This window comes from Streptomyces sp. CB02261, assembly GCF_001905665.1.
Lineage (GTDB): Bacteria > Actinomycetota > Actinomycetes > Streptomycetales > Streptomycetaceae > Streptomyces.
Map to the genome: position 1 here is coordinate 1 of NZ_LIVX01000002.1, position 18,220 is coordinate 18,220.

16 protein-coding genes are annotated in these 18,220 nt (G+C 72.5%); 5 read left to right on the forward strand and 11 right to left on the reverse strand.

Going from position 1 to position 18,220, the window contains the following annotated elements; translation table 11 throughout:
• The first annotated feature begins 184 nt into the window (after positions 1-184).
• Both AMK29_RS05450 and AMK29_RS05455 read left to right on the forward strand, forming a co-directional pair.
• On the forward strand, positions 185-592 hold the full coding sequence (locus AMK29_RS05450) for a CBS domain-containing protein (RefSeq protein WP_073808349.1): 408 nt from the start codon (positions 185-187) through the stop codon (positions 590-592).
• Positions 593-642: 50 nt separating this feature from the next.
• A complete protein-coding gene (locus tag AMK29_RS05455) occupies positions 643-954 on the forward strand; it encodes an SCO5918 family protein (RefSeq protein ID WP_073808352.1) in 312 nt (103 codons plus the stop codon).
• A 143-nt stretch (positions 955-1,097) separates the two neighbouring features.
• Here the strand turns inward: AMK29_RS05455 and AMK29_RS05460 are convergent, their stop codons facing one another.
• From AMK29_RS05460 to AMK29_RS05490, 7 genes are all read right to left on the reverse strand, one after another.
• On the reverse strand, positions 1,098-1,313 hold the full coding sequence (locus AMK29_RS05460; RefSeq protein WP_073808354.1) for an EF-hand domain-containing protein: 216 nt from the start codon (positions 1,311-1,313) through the stop codon (positions 1,098-1,100).
• 86 nt (positions 1,314-1,399) lie between these two features.
• A complete protein-coding gene (locus AMK29_RS05465) occupies positions 1,400-2,575 on the reverse strand; it encodes a YncE family protein (RefSeq protein ID WP_073808357.1) in 1,176 nt (391 codons plus the stop codon).
• Positions 2,572-3,339 carry a polysaccharide deacetylase family protein gene (locus tag AMK29_RS05470; RefSeq protein WP_073808360.1) on the reverse strand — a complete coding sequence of 256 codons (768 nt, stop codon included), beginning with the start codon at positions 3,337-3,339 and terminating at the stop codon, positions 2,572-2,574. The genes AMK29_RS05465 and AMK29_RS05470 overlap by 4 nt, the downstream gene beginning before the upstream one ends.
• Before the next feature lie 427 nt (positions 3,340-3,766).
• Positions 3,767-4,270, reverse strand: a complete 504-nt coding sequence (locus AMK29_RS05475) for an ATP-binding protein (protein WP_073808362.1) — start codon at positions 4,268-4,270, stop codon at positions 3,767-3,769.
• Between the two features lie 72 nt (positions 4,271-4,342).
• Positions 4,343-5,110 carry an enoyl-CoA hydratase/isomerase family protein gene (locus AMK29_RS05480; protein ID WP_073808365.1) on the reverse strand — a complete coding sequence of 256 codons (768 nt, stop codon included), beginning with the start codon at positions 5,108-5,110 and terminating at the stop codon, positions 4,343-4,345.
• Between the two features lie 81 nt (positions 5,111-5,191).
• On the reverse strand, positions 5,192-6,457 hold the full coding sequence (locus tag AMK29_RS05485) for a L,D-transpeptidase (protein ID WP_079196765.1): 1,266 nt from the start codon (positions 6,455-6,457) through the stop codon (positions 5,192-5,194).
• 185 nt (positions 6,458-6,642) lie between these two features.
• A complete protein-coding gene (locus AMK29_RS05490) occupies positions 6,643-7,860 on the reverse strand; it encodes a L,D-transpeptidase (RefSeq protein WP_073808371.1) in 1,218 nt (405 codons plus the stop codon).
• Positions 7,861-8,022: 162 nt separating this feature from the next.
• On the opposite strand from AMK29_RS05490, the gene glgX reads away from it, so the two are divergent.
• Positions 8,023-10,224 carry a glycogen debranching protein GlgX gene (gene glgX / locus AMK29_RS05495; protein ID WP_198942184.1) on the forward strand — a complete coding sequence of 734 codons (2,202 nt, stop codon included), beginning with the start codon at positions 8,023-8,025 and terminating at the stop codon, positions 10,222-10,224.
• Between the two features lie 15 nt (positions 10,225-10,239).
• Here glgX and AMK29_RS05500 read toward each other — a convergent pair whose 3' ends face one another.
• Genes AMK29_RS05500 through AMK29_RS05515 form a run of 4 tightly spaced genes read right to left on the reverse strand, consistent with a single transcriptional unit; the run spans position 10,240 to position 13,861 of the window.
• The gene (locus AMK29_RS05500) at positions 10,240-10,887 is read right to left on the reverse strand and encodes a response regulator (protein ID WP_073808377.1); all 648 of its coding nucleotides are present in this window, start codon (positions 10,885-10,887) and stop codon (positions 10,240-10,242) included.
• Complete coding sequence (locus tag AMK29_RS05505; protein WP_443334058.1) at positions 10,880-12,181, reverse strand: sensor histidine kinase; 1,302 nt, start codon at positions 12,179-12,181, stop codon at positions 10,880-10,882. Before AMK29_RS05505 ends, AMK29_RS05500 begins: the two co-directional genes overlap by 8 nt.
• A 37-nt stretch (positions 12,182-12,218) precedes the next feature.
• Positions 12,219-12,962 (reverse strand): ABC transporter permease, encoded by a 744-nt coding sequence (locus AMK29_RS05510; protein WP_073808383.1) that lies wholly within the window; start codon positions 12,960-12,962, stop codon positions 12,219-12,221.
• Positions 12,959-13,861 carry an ABC transporter ATP-binding protein gene (locus tag AMK29_RS05515; protein WP_073808387.1) on the reverse strand — a complete coding sequence of 301 codons (903 nt, stop codon included), beginning with the start codon at positions 13,859-13,861 and terminating at the stop codon, positions 12,959-12,961. The genes AMK29_RS05510 and AMK29_RS05515 overlap by 4 nt, the downstream gene beginning before the upstream one ends.
• 155 nt (positions 13,862-14,016) lie before the next feature.
• On the opposite strand from AMK29_RS05515, the gene AMK29_RS05520 reads away from it, so the two are divergent.
• Positions 14,017-15,822 (forward strand): ABC transporter ATP-binding protein, encoded by a 1,806-nt coding sequence (locus tag AMK29_RS05520; protein ID WP_073808390.1) that lies wholly within the window; start codon positions 14,017-14,019, stop codon positions 15,820-15,822.
• Positions 15,819-17,663 carry an ABC transporter ATP-binding protein gene (locus AMK29_RS05525; protein ID WP_073808393.1) on the forward strand — a complete coding sequence of 615 codons (1,845 nt, stop codon included), beginning with the start codon at positions 15,819-15,821 and terminating at the stop codon, positions 17,661-17,663. Before AMK29_RS05520 ends, AMK29_RS05525 begins: the two co-directional genes overlap by 4 nt.
• Positions 17,664-18,220 lie beyond the last annotated feature (557 nt).

Genomic DNA, 18,220 nt, shown 5'->3' on the forward strand with positions numbered 1-18,220 from the left:
CGCCATCCCCGTGACGATCACCGCACCGGCACCCGAGCCGCGCAAGCGCGGCACGACCACCCGCGGCCGGCGTGGCCCCGCCGCTGCGGCAAGGCGTGCCGGCGCACGGCGCTCCGCCGTCGACACGGCGGCCTGAACCACCCGTGATCAGAGGAAGCCGACCCATCTCCGCAGGAGGATCCATTTGACGCCGGTCCGGACGCAGCACCGCACGGCGCACACCGCCGCCCCCGCGCAGAGGACGGTGGCCGACGCCATGGACACGGCGGGACCGCGGGTCTGCGACGACATGACCGTCGAGGTGGCCCTGTCCGTCATGGCCGGGGCCCGCACGGGCCATCTCCTCGTCTGCGACAACGACGGGCTGTTCACCGGTCTCGTCACCTCGGCCCGGCTGACCGCCGTCCGGGACGGCTCCGCCTACACGGACCGGCTCCGGCTCCGCGACGTCCTCGGCGACCGCGGCCCGTTCGCCTCGCCGGCGACGGCGATGACCGAGGCCCAGCACCTCATGCGCTTCCGCCGGCTCCACGCGCTGCCCGTCGTCGACGAGCAGGGCAGTGCCCTGGGCGTCCTCGTCCTCGCGCACTGAACCGCCTCACGGCGGCAGAAACCCCTCCCACCTCTCCCTGTGAGGCATCCATGCGCTGTGTCATCGCCCGCTTCCCGTTCGACCTCACCAAGAGCGGTGTCCTGCAGACCATGCAGGGCGTCAAGCCCGAGGAGGTCGTCGGCGACTCCGTGATCATCGGCCGCCGTACGTACCCCGTCATGCAGGTCGGCCAGGTCATCACCCGTCAGGACCGCCGCGACTTCAGCCCCGGTGAGGTCCTCCGGGCCATGGCCAAGCTGGGCTTCACCTGCCGCGGCCTGGCCCAGACCGCCGCGCCGGCCCGCACCCTGAACCCGCTCCAGCACGCCTCCGCGATGCTCGGCACTCCGCCGGCGGTCTGACCGCCGGGAGCGGGGGCCGGGAGACGGGCCCGGCGGGCTGACGCCGGGCGGGCCCGCACGGTCCGGGAAGTGTCACCGGACCGTCGGTACCGGGCCTGGACGGGCGGCAACCCGGGGTTGCTCCGCCCGTCCGGTCCGGCTGATCAGGCCTTGCTGAGGTGGGCCCAGAACTCGTCCCAGGACAGCCGGCCGTCGCCGTTGGCGTCGCGCTGCTTGATGAGCACCTCGGCGACCGTCTCGGTGACGTTGAAGTCGCCCAGCTGCGCCATGACGCTCTTGTACTCGGCGGCCGTGATGAAGCCGTCCCCGTCCACGTCGTACCGGTTGAATGCCGTACGTGCCGACTCGATGTCCGCCACTGCTTCCGCCCCTTCTCGGTGCCTATCTGACGGGGGTCAGATTAGCTGGCCCGGCCGGACCGGCCGCGCGGGGTCTCGGGGGCGGGCTACCGGAAGACGCCCGTGTGCCCGAGGGAGTAGCGGCCCGGCTGGGGGTAGACGGCGAGGCCGTGGGGGCCGCCGCCGACGGGGATGCGGGCCAGCTGCTTGCCGCTCGTGGTGTCGATCGCGTAGACCTCGGCGTCGTAGCGGCCGGAGAGCCACAGGACCTTGCCGTCGGCGGAGACGCCTCCCATGTCGGGGGAACCGCCGTCCGGCAGCCACCACTTCTTGGTGAGCTTGTTCTTGGCGAAGTCGAAGACGGAGACGGAGCCCTCGCCGCGGTTGGGGACGTACATCTCGCGCGAGTCCCGGCTGACGTAGAGGCCGTGGGCGCCCTTGCCGGTGGGCAGCAGGGTGGGAGTGGTGAACTTCTCTCCGTCGAGGACCCACATGCCGTGCGCCATCATGTCGGCGATGTAGAACGTCTTGCCGTCGGGGGAGATCTTCACGTCCTGGGGCATGGCGCCCTCGAAGGGCAGCCGCTGCTGGCCGATCACCTCCATCTTCTCGGTGTCGACCTTGAGCAGCTCGCCGGAGAACTCGCAGGAGACGACGAAGTACCGGCCGTCGGCGCTGAAGTCGGCGTGGTTGACGCCATAGCAGCTGACGGGGACGGTCTTCTTCCGCTCCATGGTGTGGGGGTCGCGGAAGACGAGTTCGCGGTCGAGGGAGGCCATGACGACGGCGTACTTGCCGTTGGGCGTGAAGTACAGGTTGTACGGGTCGTGGACCTCGACGGGTTTGCCGGCGACGCCGGTGGCGGGGTCGATGGGGGTGAGCGTGTGCCCCCGGTTGTTGTTGACCCAGAGCGTCTTCAGGTCCCAGGAGGGCACGACGTGCTGGGGCTGGATGCCGACGGGGATGGTCTCGACGACCTGGTAGGTGGCCGGGTCGATGACGGAGACGGTGTTGGAGTTGGTGTTGGGGACGTAGATCCGGGAGGGGAAGTCCTTGACCACCGGGGACAGCTTGTTCGGCCGGTCGGCGGCGTAGACGTCGTTCGGGTCGAGCAGCGGCGGCATGCCGGGGAGGCCGGGGGGCGCGGCGGCGGCCTTCTTGACGGGGGCGGCCTTCTTCGCGGGGGCGCCCCCGTCCCCCGGGTCGCCCGTGCCGCAGCCCGCGAGGGCGGCGACGAGGGCGGCGGCGAGCAGGGTTCTGGTGCGCTTCGTGCGGTGTGTCATCGGGTCAGCAGCTCCGTGGTGGTGACCGCGCGCAGCCCGCGGCGGTCGAGGTCGGCGAGGAGGAGGGGCAGGGCGACGGCGGTGACCGGGTAGCCGAAGTGCAGGCTGACGACGGAGCCGGCGCGGGCCGCGCCGGTGACGTTGTGGACGACGGCCGCCGCGTCGGGCGTGCTGAAGTCGAGGGAGTCGACGTCGTACGAGAGGACGTGCGGGTATCCGGCGCGGTGGGCGGCGCGCAGGACCGCGGGGGTGGCGTGCCGGGTGCGGGAGGGCCGGAACCAGGTGCCGATGGAGCCGGTGAGCCGGCGCAGCCGGGTGGCGCAGGCCTCGATCTCGGCGTGGGCCCCGGCTTCGGTCAGGGCGTTGACGTCGGTGTGGTGCTGGGTGTGGTTGCCGAGGTCGTGGCCGCCGTCGAGGATGCGCCGGGCCATGTCGGGGTGGGCGTCGAGCCAGCTGCCGACGGCGAGGACGGTGACGCGGGCGCCGGCCTTCTCGGCCTGGGTGAGGAGGGTCCGGGCGAGGGCGGGGTCGCCGGCGCCGTGGAAGGTGAGGGCGACCCGGGGCCGGTCGCGGGGGCCGTGGGCGATCTCGGCGGGCTGTCCGGGGAGGCGCCGCGGGACGGGGGCCGCGTGGGGCGCGGGGGCGGGGCGCCGTGCTGCGGGAGCGGCGGGGCGGGGGGCCGTGCCGCAGGCGGTGGCGAGGGCTCCCGCGAGGGCGGCGGCCGTGCCCGCTCGGAGGGCGCCGCGACGGTCGGTCGACTTCACGCGACCATTTAAAGGCGGCGCTGCCCGATTTATTACGATTGGGCCAATTCAGGACGTTTACAGGCGCCGGACGGGCGTCCACCATGCGGACGATCCCGGGAAACAAGCGATGAACCGCATAGTCATTCACTGTTTGCAAGGCGAGTGCTGCACGTCACCAACGATTCATCATGCAACTGTCATGGTTTGCCCTGCATTGCCCCGCTAGGGACTTTTGGCGGCAAGGCCACCTCTCTGCCATAGTCGGAGACACGACCCCCATTGACCCGGGCCAGGTCGACAGAGCGGCCGTGGATACACCCCCCCCCGTCCACGGCGCATCACACGGAAGCCCCCACGCACCCCACCACGGCGCACGGGGGCTTCCGTGCGTCCGGAGCGGGAGAGGAAACGGGGGGAGAGAAACGGGCGGCAGAGGAGCGGCGGCTCAGCGGTCGGAGACCCGCATCTCGAACCAGGTCGTCTTGCCGCGCGGCGCCAGGTCCACGCCCCAGCGGTCCGAGAGCTTGTCGACGAGGAAGAGCCCCCGGCCGCTCGTGTCGAGCTCGTGCACCGGCATCAGACACGGCAGCCCGCGCGAGGGATCCCTCACCTCGACGCGGATCCAGCCGCGCCGCCGCTGTAACCGCAGCGCGAAGACCCGGGCCCCGGTGTGCCGGACCGCGTTCCCGACGAGTTCCGAGACGAGCAGGACCGCGTGCTCGGCGATCTGCGGGCCGAGGCCCCACTGCCGCAGCACGACGTGCTCGGTGAGCCTGCGGGCCACCCACGCGGACTCGGGGAGGGACGGCAGCCGGACGTCCTCGTCCGCCGGATTGCCGTACAACTCCATTGCGCAGATGGCCTGTTCGTCGTCCGCGCCCGGTGACCACCGCGCTGCGGCGGCGCTTGCGCGCTGCCACGGCTGTTCCCTACCCTCCAGGCCCGCCATGCCCCCCATCATGGCCGCACGAAGGCGTCCGCGGGGGCCGTTCCGACGGAATCGACCCCCGGGAACGACCCGTCAGGCGAACTTCGCCTTCCCGGGGCCCTCCTCCACGAAGCTGCGCATCCCGTTCTCGCGGTCGGCGGTCGCGAACAGACCCGCGAACCAGGTGCGCTCGATGGCGAGACCGGTGTCGATGTCGGCCTCCAGACCCTGGTCGATCGCCTCCTTCGCGGCCCGCAGGGCGACCGCGGGGCCCTGCGCGAGCCTGGCGGCCCAGGCGTGCGCCTGCTCGTACACCTCGGCGGCCGGGACGACCCGGTCGACCAGACCCAGCGTCAGGGCCTCGTCGGCCTTGACCATCCGGCCGGTGAAGATGAGGTCCTTGGCCTTGGAGGGGCCGACGAGCCGGGACAGGCGCTGCGTGCCGCCCGCGCCCGGGATCAGACCGAGGAGGATCTCCGGCTGGCCCAGCTTCGCGTTGTCGGCGGCGATCCGGTAGTCGGCGCAGAGCGCCAGCTCGCAGCCGCCCCCGAGGGCGTACCCGGTGATCGCGGCGACGACGGGCTTGGGGATGCGGGCGACGGCGGTGAAGGAGTCCTGGAGCGCACGGGAGCGCTTGACCATGGCCACATGGTCCATGACCTGCATCTCCTTGATGTCCGCGCCGGCCGCGAACACCTTCTCGCCGCCGTAGAGGACCACGGCCCGCACGTCGTCGCGGTCGGTCGCCTCCTGGGCCAGCTCGCGGAGCCGGTCCTGGGTGGCGACGTCCAGGGCGTTCATCGGGGGGCGGTCGAGGCGGATCGTGCCGACGCCGTCGGCGACTTCGAGGTTCACAGTCATGGAGGCAGGTTAGTGGCCGTTAACGGGAAGGGGCCCGGTGCTGTTGCTCACAGCACCGGGCCCCTCGTCAGCCGCTTGCGGCTAGGCGATCCACTCCGACCAGTCCATGTTCCAGCCGTTGAGGCCGTTGTCCGGCTTGATCTGCTTGTCCTTCGAGTTCTTCACGACGACCACGTCACCGATGATCGAGCTGTCGTAGAACCAGGCCGCCGGCATGGAGCTGTCGCCCGCGCCCCGCGCGTCCTGGAGGCCGACGCAGCCGTGGCTGACGTTGGCGGAGCCGAAGGTGCCCGCCGAGGCCCAGTAGTTGCCGTGCACGAAGGTGCCCGAGGTGGACAGGCGCATCGCGTGCGGCACGTCCTTGATGTCGTACTCTCCACCGAAGCCGACCGTGGCCCCGTTCATGCGGGTCACCTTGTACTTCTCGCTGATGACCATCTGACCGTTGTACGTGGTCGTCGACGGGGCGCCCGCGGTGATCGGGAGGGTCTTGATGATCTTGCCGTCGCGCTCGATCTTCATCGTCTTGGCGCTGGCGTCGACGGTGGAGACCTGACGGCGGCCGATGGTGAAGGACACCGTCTTCTTCTGCTTGCCGTAGACGCCGGGGCGGCCCTCGACGCCGTCCAGGTTGAGCTCGACGGTCACCTTGGTGCCCGCGGCCCAGTAGTTCTCCGGGCGGAAGTCGAGGCGGTCGTTGCCGAACCAGTGGCCCTCGATCCGCACGGCCGGCACGGCCGTCACCTTGATGGCCTTCTCGACGGCCTCGGGGTCGGTGATGCCCCGGGTGAAGTTGATGGACACCGGCATGCCCACGCCGACGGTCGAACCGTGCTCCGGTGTGTAGTGGCCGATGAAGGTGTTCTTCGGGACCAGGGTGGTGAAGGTGGTGTCCTTCGCCGACTCACGGCCCTCGGCGTCCTTCGCGATCGCGTGCACCTTGTACTGCGTGCCCGCGGCCAGGTGCGCGGTGGGCGACCAGCTGGCGCCGTCCGCCGCGATCCTGCCCTCGACCTCCGTGCCCTTGGAGTCGGCGACCGTGACCGTGGTCAGCTTGCCCTGCGCGGCGGTGACCTTGAGGGCCCCGCTGGTGGCGACCGACTCGGCGCCGTCCTTCGGAAGGATCGTCACGACCGCCTGCGAGGCCGCGTTCCCCTGCGAGCCGCCCCCCTGGGCCGCCGGCCCCTGTCCCCCCGTACCGCCGCCGGCGGACTCGCCGCCGCCGCAGGCGGTGAGCACCAGGAGCATCGCCCCCGCCGCCAGGGCCTGCAGCCGGACGCCCCCGCGCCGTCGGCCGCGCCGCCCCATGGCCCCTACCGATGTCCCCGATATCGGCTGCCCGTTCACTGTGGTCGTCTCCCCTCGCACGGCCTGGCACTGCCACGGCCCCACCCCCGTGCGCATGCAATCGCGCACACGGCGCTAGATAATCACACCGCAGGACACGAAAGATCCTCGTGAATGTCACCGTTCCGTCCCGATCGACCTGGTAAGACGACGGAAGTGCCGGGCGGTGCGAGGGCGACGGGGGTTCACCGCAGAGCGGACCCGGCCTTCCACCGGTCCCACTCCATGTTCCAGCCTCCGAGACCGTTGTCGGGAGCGACCTTCCGGTCACGGGAGTTGACCACGTCGACCACGTCGCCGATGAGCGTCCGGTCGAAGAACCAGCCCGCGGGCGACTCGGCGCTGCCCCCCTTCTCGTCCCGCAGCCCCACACAGCCGTGGCTGACGTTGGCGGTGCCGAACGTGTCCGGCGAGGCCCAGTAGTTCCCGTGCAGGAACGTCCCGGACTCGGTGAGCCGCATCGCGTGCGGCACGTCCTTGATGTCGTACTCCCCGCCGAAGCCGACCGTGCGCCCGTCCATCCTCGTCACGTCGTACAGCTCGGTCACGACCATCTTCCCGTTGTACGTGGTGGTCTTCGGCGCCCCCGCGGTGATCGGCACGGTCGCCAGGACCGCACCGTCCCTCCTGACCTCCATCGTGTGGGCGGCGGCGTCCACCACGGAGACCTGGGAGCGCCCGACCGTGAAGCCGACCGTCTTGCGCTGGATGCCGTACACCCCGGGCGCCCCCTCGACGTCCCGCAGGCCGAGCCGGACGGTGACGCGGGTGCCCGGCCGCCAGTACGCGGCGGGGCGGAAGTCGAGCCGCTCCTTGCCGAACCAGTGGCCGACGACCTCCACCGGCGGCACCGAGGTGACGCGGATCGCCCGCTCGACCGCGGCGCGGTTCTCGATCGGCCGGTTGAAGCTGAAGGAAACGATCATGCCGGTGCCGACCGTGGAACGATTCTCCGGTTTGAAGTACCCGATGAAACGGCTCTCCGGCACCACCGTCGTGAACGTCGTGTGCCGCGCGGAGCGCCGCCCGTGCGCGTCGAGCGCGACCGCGTCCACGCTGTACTTCGCGGCCAGCGCGAGCCGGGCGTCCGGCCGGGGCCGCCAGCGCAGCCCGTCCGCGGAGATCTCCCCCGCGACCTCGGTCCGCTGGGCGTCCTCCACCTGGACGACGGTCACCCGTTCGAGGCGCCCGCTGTCCACCTTCACCTCGACCGGTCCGTCGGCCTTCACCCCCCGGCTGCCGTCCTCCGGGCTGATTCGGATGACGTCACCGGGAGCCCGCGCCTTGCCCGGCAGGGAGATGTCGATGCCCCGTCCGCCGCCGCTCTCCGTGCAGCCCACCAGGCCCGCGACCAGTCCCGCCACCGCGAGGGCGTACCTCGCCCGCTTCCATACATGTCTCACGTGCGGCCCAACGACGGCCACCCTCCAGGGGAAACGTGCGTGCGGGTCATGTTGGGAGCGGGGTGACGCGGGCAGAACAGGAGAAGGACACGCGCGGGAGCGGCGGCCGGGACGCCGTCGCTGCCCGGGCGCGGGCCCGACGAGCCGCGGGAGGCCGGGACGGTGGCGAGCGCAGCCGAGCAGGAGGCGGTACCGGAGCATGCCCCGGAGCGGGCCGGACCCCCGGTGTGGCCGGGTGCGCCGACGCCCCTGGGCGCACGCTGCCGGGTCGGCCCCGACGGGGTGGCGGGCACGAACTTCGCCCTGTGGGCGGGCGGGGCGGAGGCCGTGGAGCTGTGCCTCTTCGGCCCCGACGGGACGGAGCGGCGGCTTCCGCTCACGGAGCTGACCCATGAGATCTGGCACGGTTTCGTGCCGGGGATCGGGGCCGGGCAGCGGTACGGCTACCGGGTGCACGGCCGCTGGGACCCGTGGACGGGCGCCCGGTGGAACCCCGCGAAGCTGCTCCTCGACCCGTACGCGCGGGCCGTCGACGGCGACTTCACGCTGCCGCCCGAGGTCTACGGGCACGTGCGGGACTGGCCGCAGCAGCACATCGCCGACACCGTGCGCGACGAGCGGGACTCCGCCCCGCACGTCCCGAAGGGGGTCGTCGTCCAGGACGACGACGACTGGGCCGACGACCGCAGACCCAAGACGCCCTGGCAGGACTCCGTCATCTACGAGCTGCACGTCAAGGGCTTCACCCGGCTGCACCCCGGCATCCCGGAACGGCTGCGGGGCACGTACGCCGGTCTGGCCCATCCCGCCGCGATCGAGCACCTCGTCGGACTCGGGGTGACCGCGGTGGAGCTGCTCCCCGTGCACCAGTTCGCCCACGAGGACCACCTCCTGCGGCGCGGGCTGCGCAACCACTGGGGCTACAACTCCATCGGCTACTTCGCCCCGCACGCCGGCTACTCGTCGTCGGGGACGACCGGGCAGCAGGTCGGCGAGTTCAAGCGGATGGTGCGGGCCCTGCACGCGGCCGGGATCGAGGTCATCCTCGACGTCGTCTACAACCACACGGCGGAGGCCGGCGAGCTCGGCCCCACCCTGTCCCTGAAGGGCATCGACAACCGCGGCTACTACCGCCTCCAGTCCGACGCCCGCCGGTACGCCGACTACACGGGCTGCGGCAACACCCTGCACGTCGTACAGCCGCAGGTGCTCCGGCTCATCACCGACTCCCTGCGGTACTGGGTGACCGAGATGGGCGTCGACGGCTTCCGCTTCGACCTGGCGGCGGCCCTCGCCCGCTCCTTCCACGACGTCGACATGCTGTCCCCGTTCCTCGCGGTGATCGCCCAGGACCCGGTGCTCCGCCGGGTGAAACTCATCGCCGAACCCTGGGACGTGGGCAACGGCGGCTACCAGGTCGGCGCCTTCCCGCCGCTGTGGACCGAGTGGAACGACCGCTACCGGGACGCCGTACGGGACTTCTGGCGCGGCGCCCTGCCCGACGTACGGGACCTCGGGTACCGGCTCTCCGGCTCCAGCGACCTGTACGCCTGGGGCGGGCGCAGGCCCTACGCCTCCGTCAACTTCGTCACCGCCCACGACGGCTTCACCCTGCGGGACCTCGTCACGTACGAGCGCAAGCACAACGAGGCCAACGGCGAGGGCAACCGGGACGGCACCCACGACAACCGGTCCTGGAACTGCGGGACGGAGGGCGAGACCGACGACCCCGGGATCAACGCCCTCCGGCTGCGCCAGCAGCGCAACCTCCTCACCACCCTCCTCCTCTCCACCGGCGTCCCGATGCTCGTCGCCGGCGACGAGATGGGCCGCACCCAGGGCGGCAACAACAACGCGTACTGCCAGGACAACGAGACGGGCTGGGTCGACTGGACGCTGCCCGAGGACGCGGGCCGCGCCCATCTCCTGGCCCTGACCCGCCGGCTGCTCACCCTGCGCAACCGCCATCCGGTGCTGCGGCGCCGGGCGTTCTTCTCGGGCCGGCCGCAGGGCGCGGACGGGCTGCGGGACCTGGCCTGGTTCACCGCGGACGGCACCGAGATGACGGAACCCGACTGGTACGCGCCCACGGCCACCCTGGGCCTCTACCTGTCGGGCCGGGACATCCCGGGCCGTGACGAGCGCGGTGAGCAGATCGCCGACGACAGCTTCCTCGCCGTCCTCCACGCGGGCCCGCACCCGCTCGACCTGCGCCTCCCGGGGCCGCCGTGGGCGGAGTCGTACGAACTGGTCGTCGACACCTCCCGGGAGGACCAGTCGGGGCCGCCGGGGACGATCCACCGGGGCGGCGGGACGCTCACGATGGGGGCCCGGTCGGTGGTGCTGCTCCGGGTCGACGGGTGAGGCGGGGGTGAGGGGTCAGGCCCGGCCCAGGATGCCCCGGTCGTAGCCGACGGCGACCGCCGCCGCCCGGTCCTTGACGCCCAGCTTCCCGTAGATGTGGGTCAGATGGGTCTTGACGGTGGCCTCGCTGATGAACAGCTCGGCGGCGATCGCCCGGTTGGCGGTGCCCCGGGCGACGAGGACGAGGATCTCGGTCTCGCGCGCCGACAGGGTCGTGTCGGCGGGCGGGGCGGCGGGGGCGCGGACGGCGGTGACGAGACGGGAGGCGACGGCCGGGGAGAGGACGGTACGGCCCCCGGCCGCGGCCCGGACGGCGGCGAACAGCTCGTCGCGGGGCGCGTCCTTGAGGAGGTAGCCGGTGGCGCCGGCCTCGATCGCCGGCAGGGTGTCGGTGTCCGTGTCGTACGTGGTGAGGACCAGGATCCGGGAGCGGGCGCCGAGGCGGGTGAGTTCGGCGATGGCGTCGACGCCGCCGCCCTCCGGCATGCGCAGGTCCATGAGGACGACGTCGGGGTCGAGGCGGAGGACGAGCGCGACGGCCTCGACGCCGCCGGAGGCCTCGCCGAGGACGCGGAAGCCGGAGCCGGGGGCGGCGAACATGCCGCGCAGACCGTCCCGTACGACGGGGTGGTCGTCGACGATCAGCAGGGTGATGTCAGTCATGGCCCGCCCACGGTACGCGAGCGGAGACGGCCGTCCCCTCGCCCGGTGCGGCCTCCACGGTCACGGTCCCGGCGAGCCGTTCGGCCCGGGCGCGCATGCCGACGAGGCCGAAGCCCCCGCCGGGGCTCGCGCCGGGGGCGACGGGGTCGAAGCCACGGCCGTCGTCCCGTACGTCCAGGGTGATCTCGTCGCCCATGTAGGAGAGGGTGACGCCGGCCCGGGAGGCGCCGGCGTGGCGTTCGGCGTTGGCGAGGGCCTCCTGGGCGATCCGCAGCAGGGTGGCGGCGACCTCGTCGTGGAGGGGCTGCTCGGTGCCGGTGACGGTGAACCGGGTGTCGACGCCGGTGCGTTCGGCCCAGGTGCCGACGGTCTTGCGGAGGGCCTCGGGGAGGCTGTCGTGCTCCAGGGCGACCGGGCTGAGGTTCCGCACCGAGCGGCGGGCCTCGCCCAGGCTGTGCCGGGCGAGGTCGGCGGCCCGCAGCAGATGGACGCGGCCCGCCTCCGGGTCGGGTCCCGCGGTCGCGGCCTGGAGCTGGGTGATGATCCCGGTGAGGCCCTGCGCGAGGGTGTCGTGGATCTCGGCGGCGAGCCGGCGGCGCTCGTCGGCGACCCCGGCCTCCCGTGCCTGGAGGAGGAGTTGGGCCTGGAGGGTCGCGTTCTCGGCGAGTGCCTGTTCGAGGCGGGCGTTGGCGCGGGCGAGCTCGGTGATCGTGGCGGCGCGCTCGGCGGCCCGCTCGGCCTCCTTGGCGCCGAGGTGGGAGAAGACGAAGGAAAGGCCGGCGTTGAGGGCGAACAGACCGGCGAGGGCGAGCCAGTTGACGGGCCCCGCGGGCGGCAGGCCACCGGACTGGGAGCCCGCCATGGTGACGGCGGTGACGAGGAGTCCGATGCGGCTGAGCCGCCGGGGCAGGAGGTGCTCGGCGTCGAAGTAGCCGATGCAGGCGTAGATCGCGAAGAAGGGGTTGAACCAGGTGAGCGCGAAGCCGAGGGCGGTACGGAGGGCGTAGTAGGCGACGGCGGCCGACCCGGGCCCGCCCGGCGCGGACGCGGCGGTGGGTACGGCGCGTCCGTCCTCGGCCGCCGCCCCGGCCGCGGCCCGGCGGCAGCGGCGGTCCCACCACACCTGGAGGGCGAGCGCGACGGGCACCAGGACGCAGGCAGCGACCCTCTCCGTGCCGTCCATCAGCCCGCCGGACACGTCGGCCGCGGCCGCGATCACGGTGCCGACGGCCAGCAGCCCGTAGGGCCCCCACCGGAAGAACCGGCTCCAGCGTTCCTCGACGGTGACCGCCATCATCAGCCCACCCCCCTCTCGGCCCGTCCCCGTCGCCTCACTCCCAGCGGAACCAGCGCACCGACGCCGCGGTGAGCACGGCCGTCCAGAGGACCGTCGTACCGAGCGCGGCCCAGCCGGGCCAGCCGCCCGACGCGGCCGCGTCGAGGGCCTGCGACGCGGCGCCGAACGGGGTGAGCTGGACGATCCGCTGCAGGGTATCCGGCATGGCCTGGACCGGGACCCACACTCCCGCGGTGAACATCGTGGGGAAGAAGACGGCGGAGCCGACGGCGGTGGCGATCTTCTGTGAGCGGGAGACCGCGCACACGGCGGCGCCGAGGGCGAGCCCGGCCGCCACGGCGAGGAGCAGGGCCAGGGCGTAGCCCGGGAGGTTCCCCGGCAGGGCGACCCCGAAGGCGAGCCGGCCGACGGTGACCACCAGCAGCGAGGAGACGAGCGCGGCGACGGCGTGCAGCGCCACCTGCGCGGTCAGCAGCGTCCCGGGGCGTACGGGGGTGGTGGACATCCGGCGCAGGATGCCCCGCTCGCGGTAACCGGCGAGGACCGGCGGCATGGCCTGGAGTCCGGCCATGATCAGGGCGAAGAGGACGGAGACGGGCACGTAGAGGTCGATGACCCGGCGTCCGCCGAGGTCCTCCGACGCCTCCCGGAAGGACGGGATCAGGCCGAGGATCACGAGCAGGACGGTCGGCGAGACCATCACCCAGAACAGGGAGCCCGGTTCGCGCAGGAAGAGGCGGGCCTCGGTCCTCAGGACCATGGTGGTGGCTGTGGTCATCGGTCGGTTCCCGTCAGGTCGAGGAAGGCGTCGTCGAGGGTGGCGTCGGTGACACGCAGCTGGCGCGCGGTGACGCCCCGGCGGGCGAGGAGCGGGACGAAGGCGTCGACGGTCTCGTCGGTGCCGTGGACGACGGTCCGGCCGTCCCGCGTCTCCACCCCCACCGCTCCCGGCAGCGCCCGGAGTTCGGCCGGTTCGAGCGGGGTGTCGGCGGCGAAGGAGATCTCCTTCGCGGCGGACGCCCGCCCGATCAGCCCGCCGGGGGTGTCGAGCGCGGCGAGCCGGCCCCCGTCGATGACGGCGATCCGGTCGCAGAGGCGCTGGGCCTCCTCCATGAAGTGGGTGACGAGGAGCACGGTGACACCGCCGGCCCGGATGTCCTCGACGAGCGACCAGACCTCGCGGCGGGCCCGCGGGTCGAGTCCGGTGGTCAGCTCGTCGAGGACGACGACCCGGGGGCCGCCGATCAGGGCGAGCGCGATGAGGAGCCGCTGCTTCTGGCCGCCGGACAGCCTGGCGAACCGGGTCCTCAGGTGCGGCAGGAGTCCGAGCCGCTCGGCGAGTTCCCGCCGGTCCGCGGGCCGCTCGTAGAAGGAGGCGTACAGGTCGAGGGCCTCGCCGACGGTCAGTCTGGCCTGGAGCTCGCTCTCCTGGAGCTGGACCCCGAGGAGCCGGGCGACCTCGGCGTGCCGCGCGACGGGGTCGTGTCCGCAGACGCGTACCCGCCCCTCGTCGGGCGTCCGGAGTCCCGCGACGCACTCCACGGTGGTGGTCTTGCCGGCGCCGTTGGGGCCGAGGATCCCGAAGATCTCCCCCTCGCCGACGTCGAAGGAGATCCCGTCGACGACCTTCCGGCCGCCGTACGCCTTGTGCAGTCCCCGCACCTCGATCGCTGTCATGGCCCCACCCTGTCGGCCGGCCGCGGCGGCCGGTATCGGCCATCCCGCTCGTACCGGCCGTCAACCGATCGGTTGACGGCCGGTACGACTCCGGGAGCCGGACGGCCGGAAAACCGGATGAGGTGTGTCAGGGGTGAACCGTAGGGTCGGGCCTGATGCCCGAGAAACCTGTCGCCCCAGCGCCCCCGGTCCCCGACGCCCCCGACCGCTCCGCGGTGCGGGTGCTCCTCCGTCTCTGGCCGTATGTGCGGCCCGTGCGCGGGCGGTTGTTCACCGCCGCGTTCGTCGCGATCGTCGCGTCCTGTCTGTCGCTCGTCATCCCCCTCGTCCTGAAGTGGATGGTGGACGGTCCCGTGGCGGACCGGGACCCGGGCGGGGTGTGGCTGGGAGCCCTGTACCTGCTGCTGCTCGGGATCGCCGAGGCCGTGCTCTTCGGGTACCGGCGGTGGCTGGTGGCGCGGCCGCTGTCCGGGGTCGAGGCACGGATGCGGGCCGACCTGTACGCCAGGCTCCAGCGGCTGCCGATCGCCTTCCACGACCGGTGGGCGTCGGGGCAGCTGCTCTCGCGCGGTACGACCGATCTGATGCTGGTCCGGATGTTCCTGGCCTTCCCGCTGACGTTCCTGCTGGTCAACGGCGTGACGATCCTCGCGGGTTATGTCCTGCTGCTCGCCCAGGACTGGCCCCTCGGCCTGGTCCTGCTGACCCCGGTCCTTCCCCTGGTGCTCGTCTGCTCGGCCTTCGAGAGCCGGTACGGGGTGGTGGCGCGCCGCGCCCAGGACCAGGTGGGCGATCTGACGACGGTCGTCGAGGAGAGCGTCCTCGGCATCCGGATCGTCAAGGGCTTCGGCCGGCACCGCAGCCAGGCGAGGGCCTTCCGCGAGCTCGCCGGCCGGCTCCGCGGCACCGAACTGGCCAAGGCCCGGCTGCTCGCGATGATCTGGGCGGTCATCACCGTCGTACCGGAACTGGCCATCGGGGCGGCGCTCGTCCTCGGCACGGTGCAGGTCGCGGACGGGGACCTGTCGGCGGGCACGCTCGTCGCGTTCCTGTCGACGGCCCTGGCACTGCGCTGGCCCGTCGAGTCCATCGGCTTCCTGATCGCGATGAGCCAGGAGGCGGCGACCGCGACGGAACGGTACTTCGAGGTGATGGACGCCGACGAGGAGCCGGACACCCCCTCAGGGCGGGACACGACGGCGGACGGCCCCGGCGGGGTGCGCTTCGAGGGCGTGACGTTCCGCTACCCGGACGCCCCGGAGGGCTCCCCGCCCGTCCTGGACGGCATCGACCTGCACATCCGCCCCGGTGAGACCCTGGCCCTGGTCGGCGGCACCGGTTCCGGCAAGACCACGCTCACCGCGCTCGTACCGAGGCTGCACGAGGCGTCCGGCGGCCGCATCCTGCTCGACGGCCAGGACATCGCCCTGATGGAACGGGAGCGGCTGCGGGCCCTGGTGTCGATGGCGTTCGAGGAGCCGACGCTGTTCTCGGCGAGCGTCGGCGAGAACGTCCTGATGGGCGCCGACGACGGGGCCGGGGAGCCGGAACTGCGGCGCGCGCTCGGCGTGGCGCAGGCGGACGGCTTCGTGGACCGGCTGCCGGAGGGCGCCGCGACCCAGGTCGGCGAGCAGGGACTGAGCCTGTCCGGCGGTCAGCGGCAGCGGCTCGCCCTGGCACGGGCGGTCGTCGGCCGCCCCCGCTTCCTGGTCCTGGACGACCCGCTGTCGGCGCTGGACGTGCACACGGAGGCGCGGGTCGAGGCGGCCCTGCGGGAGGTGCTGCGGGAGACGACGGCCCTGGTCGTGGCGCACCGCCCGTCGACGGTGATGCTGGCCGACCGGGTGGCGCTGCTGTCCCGGGGCCGGATCGCGGCCGTGGGCACGCACCAGGAACTGCTGCGGACCAGCGAGGAGTACGCCTGGCTGATGTCCGGCGAAGGCAAGGACGGGGACCGATGACGGACACCACACTCACAGCGCCCGAGCAGGAGGCCCCGAAGGCCCCGGCCGGGGACCCCTTCGACCGCGACGACCTGCCGACGCCGCCGGGGGCGACGGGCGCGCTGCTCCGCTCCCTCCTCGCCACGCACCGGGCCCGGGTCGCGGTCGCCGCGCTCGTCCTCCTCGTCAAGGAGGGGGCGGTCCAGGCGGGCCCGCTGCTCGTGGCGTACGCCATCGACCGCGGCGTCCCCGCCTTCCGCGCCGGTGACCACGGCCCGGTCGTCGCGGTGGCGCTCGGCTACCTCGTCTGCGCGACCCTCTCGGGCGTCCTGCAGTACGCCTTCGTCCGCGGTGCGGCCCGCGTCAACCAGGACGTCCTCCTGGACCTGCGCGGCCGGATCTTCCGCCATGCCCAGGTCCTCAGCGTCGACTTCCACGAGCGCTACACCTCGGGCCGGCTGATCTCCCGCTCGACGACGGACGTGGAGTCGCTGCGCGAACTGCTCTCCGAGGGCCTCCAGGAACTGATCGGCGTGGTCCTCTCCTTCGTGTCGATCTCCCTGATCCTCCTCTGGCTGGACCTGGGCATCGGAGCGGTGGCGGTCGCGTCCTTCCTCCCGCTCCACCTCCTCATCCGCCTCTACCGGAGGCGCGCGGGGGCGGTCTACGCCGAGCGCTCCACAGCGATCGCGGGCGTGATCGTGAAGTTCGCGGAGACGATGAACGGCATCCGCCCGGTCCGGGCGTTCCGCCGGGAGCGGCTCAACGACGCCGAGTTCGCGGCGCTCAACCACCGCCACGAGCGCAGCAACGGCGACGCCCTCCTGGAGATGGCCCGCTACGTGGTCGGCTCACGCCTGGTGGCGAACACGGCCGTGGCGGGCATGTGCCTGTGGGGCGCCTACCGGGTGGCGTCGGGCTCCCTGGAGCTGGGCGTGCTGGCGGCGGCGGTCCTGTACATGCGCCGGCTGTACGACCCGATCGACCGCCTGGGCATGTTCCTCAACTCGTACGAGTCGGCGGCGGCGTCCCTCACCAAGATCGCGGGTCTGCTGGCCCAGGAACCGGGCGTCCCGGAGACGACGACCCCGAAGACGCTCCCCAGCCGCACGGGCGCGCCGGGCCGCGAGGTGGTCTTCGACGGGGTCCGCTTCGCCTACCGGACGGGCGGCGAGGTGCTGCCGGCCTTCGACCTGACGATCCCGCCCGGCCAGACGGTGGCGGTGGTGGGGGCGACGGGCGCGGGCAAGTCGACCCTGGCGAAGCTGCTGGCCCGCTTCTACGACCCCACGGACGGGTCGGTACGGCTCGACGGGGTGGACCTCCGCGACCTGGCCACCCCGGAACTCCGCCGCGGCATCGTGATGGTGACGCAGGAGGCGTTCCTCTTCTCGGGGACGATCGCGGAGAACATCGCGATCGGCCGCCCGGACGCGACCCGCGAGGAGATCGAGGACGCGGCCAGGGCGATCGGGGCGCACGAGTTCATCACGGCCCTCCCGGACGGCTACGACACGGACGTGCGCAAGCGCGGTGGCCGGATCTCGGCGGGCCAGCGCCAACTGGTCGCCTTCGCCCGCGCGCTCCTGGCGGACCCGGCGGTCCTGATCCTCGACGAGGCGACCAGTTCGCTGGACGTCCCGGGTGAACGGGCGGTGCAACAGGCGATGGACACGGTCCTGGCGGGCCGTACGGCGGTGGTGATCGCCCACCGCCTCTCCACGGTGGAGGTGGCGGACCGGGTCCTGGTGATGGAGTCGGGCCGGATCGTCGAGGACGGCACACCGTCGGACCTGGTCACGGGCGAGGGCCGCTACGCGAACCTGCACAAGGCGTGGCGGGAGAGCCTGGTGGGCTGAGAACGGACAGGAGTGGGGGACGTGGAGGGGGTCGTGTTCGGGACGTGAAGCGTGATGTGTGGCGCGACAGAAGGTTCACCCATCAGGAACCCGAAGGGCGCCAAAAATCATGCGGTCCCGAACACGGCCCCCGGAACGTCGTCCCCCACTCCCACCCACGGGTGTCCCCCCACCCACGCCCCACAAGACGCCGAACACAGGCACGAGATCGAGCCACGGCGAAACCCGACCGGCACCACCATCCGACCCCCCGCGGACCCCGCGCCGACCGAGGACCGCGAGACCACCCCGGACCGGGGCCCGCGCCGCGATGACGGGCTGGGGCGAACGCCGGACGGCATCGCGTCCATGATCAATGAAACGTCCGGTTAACGAACACGGACTTCCGGGCAGCGGACGAATTCCGGCCAACTTCCCGCCGCACTCCTGACAGGTCCCCGTCATTCCTGTCACTCTCTCCCCGGCTCTTCGCATCACCGTTCGCCGCTTCACCCGAACGAGTTCGCGTCACTCGAACGTGCTCCACAGCTCTCGTGCTCCACAGCTCTGCTTGCTCC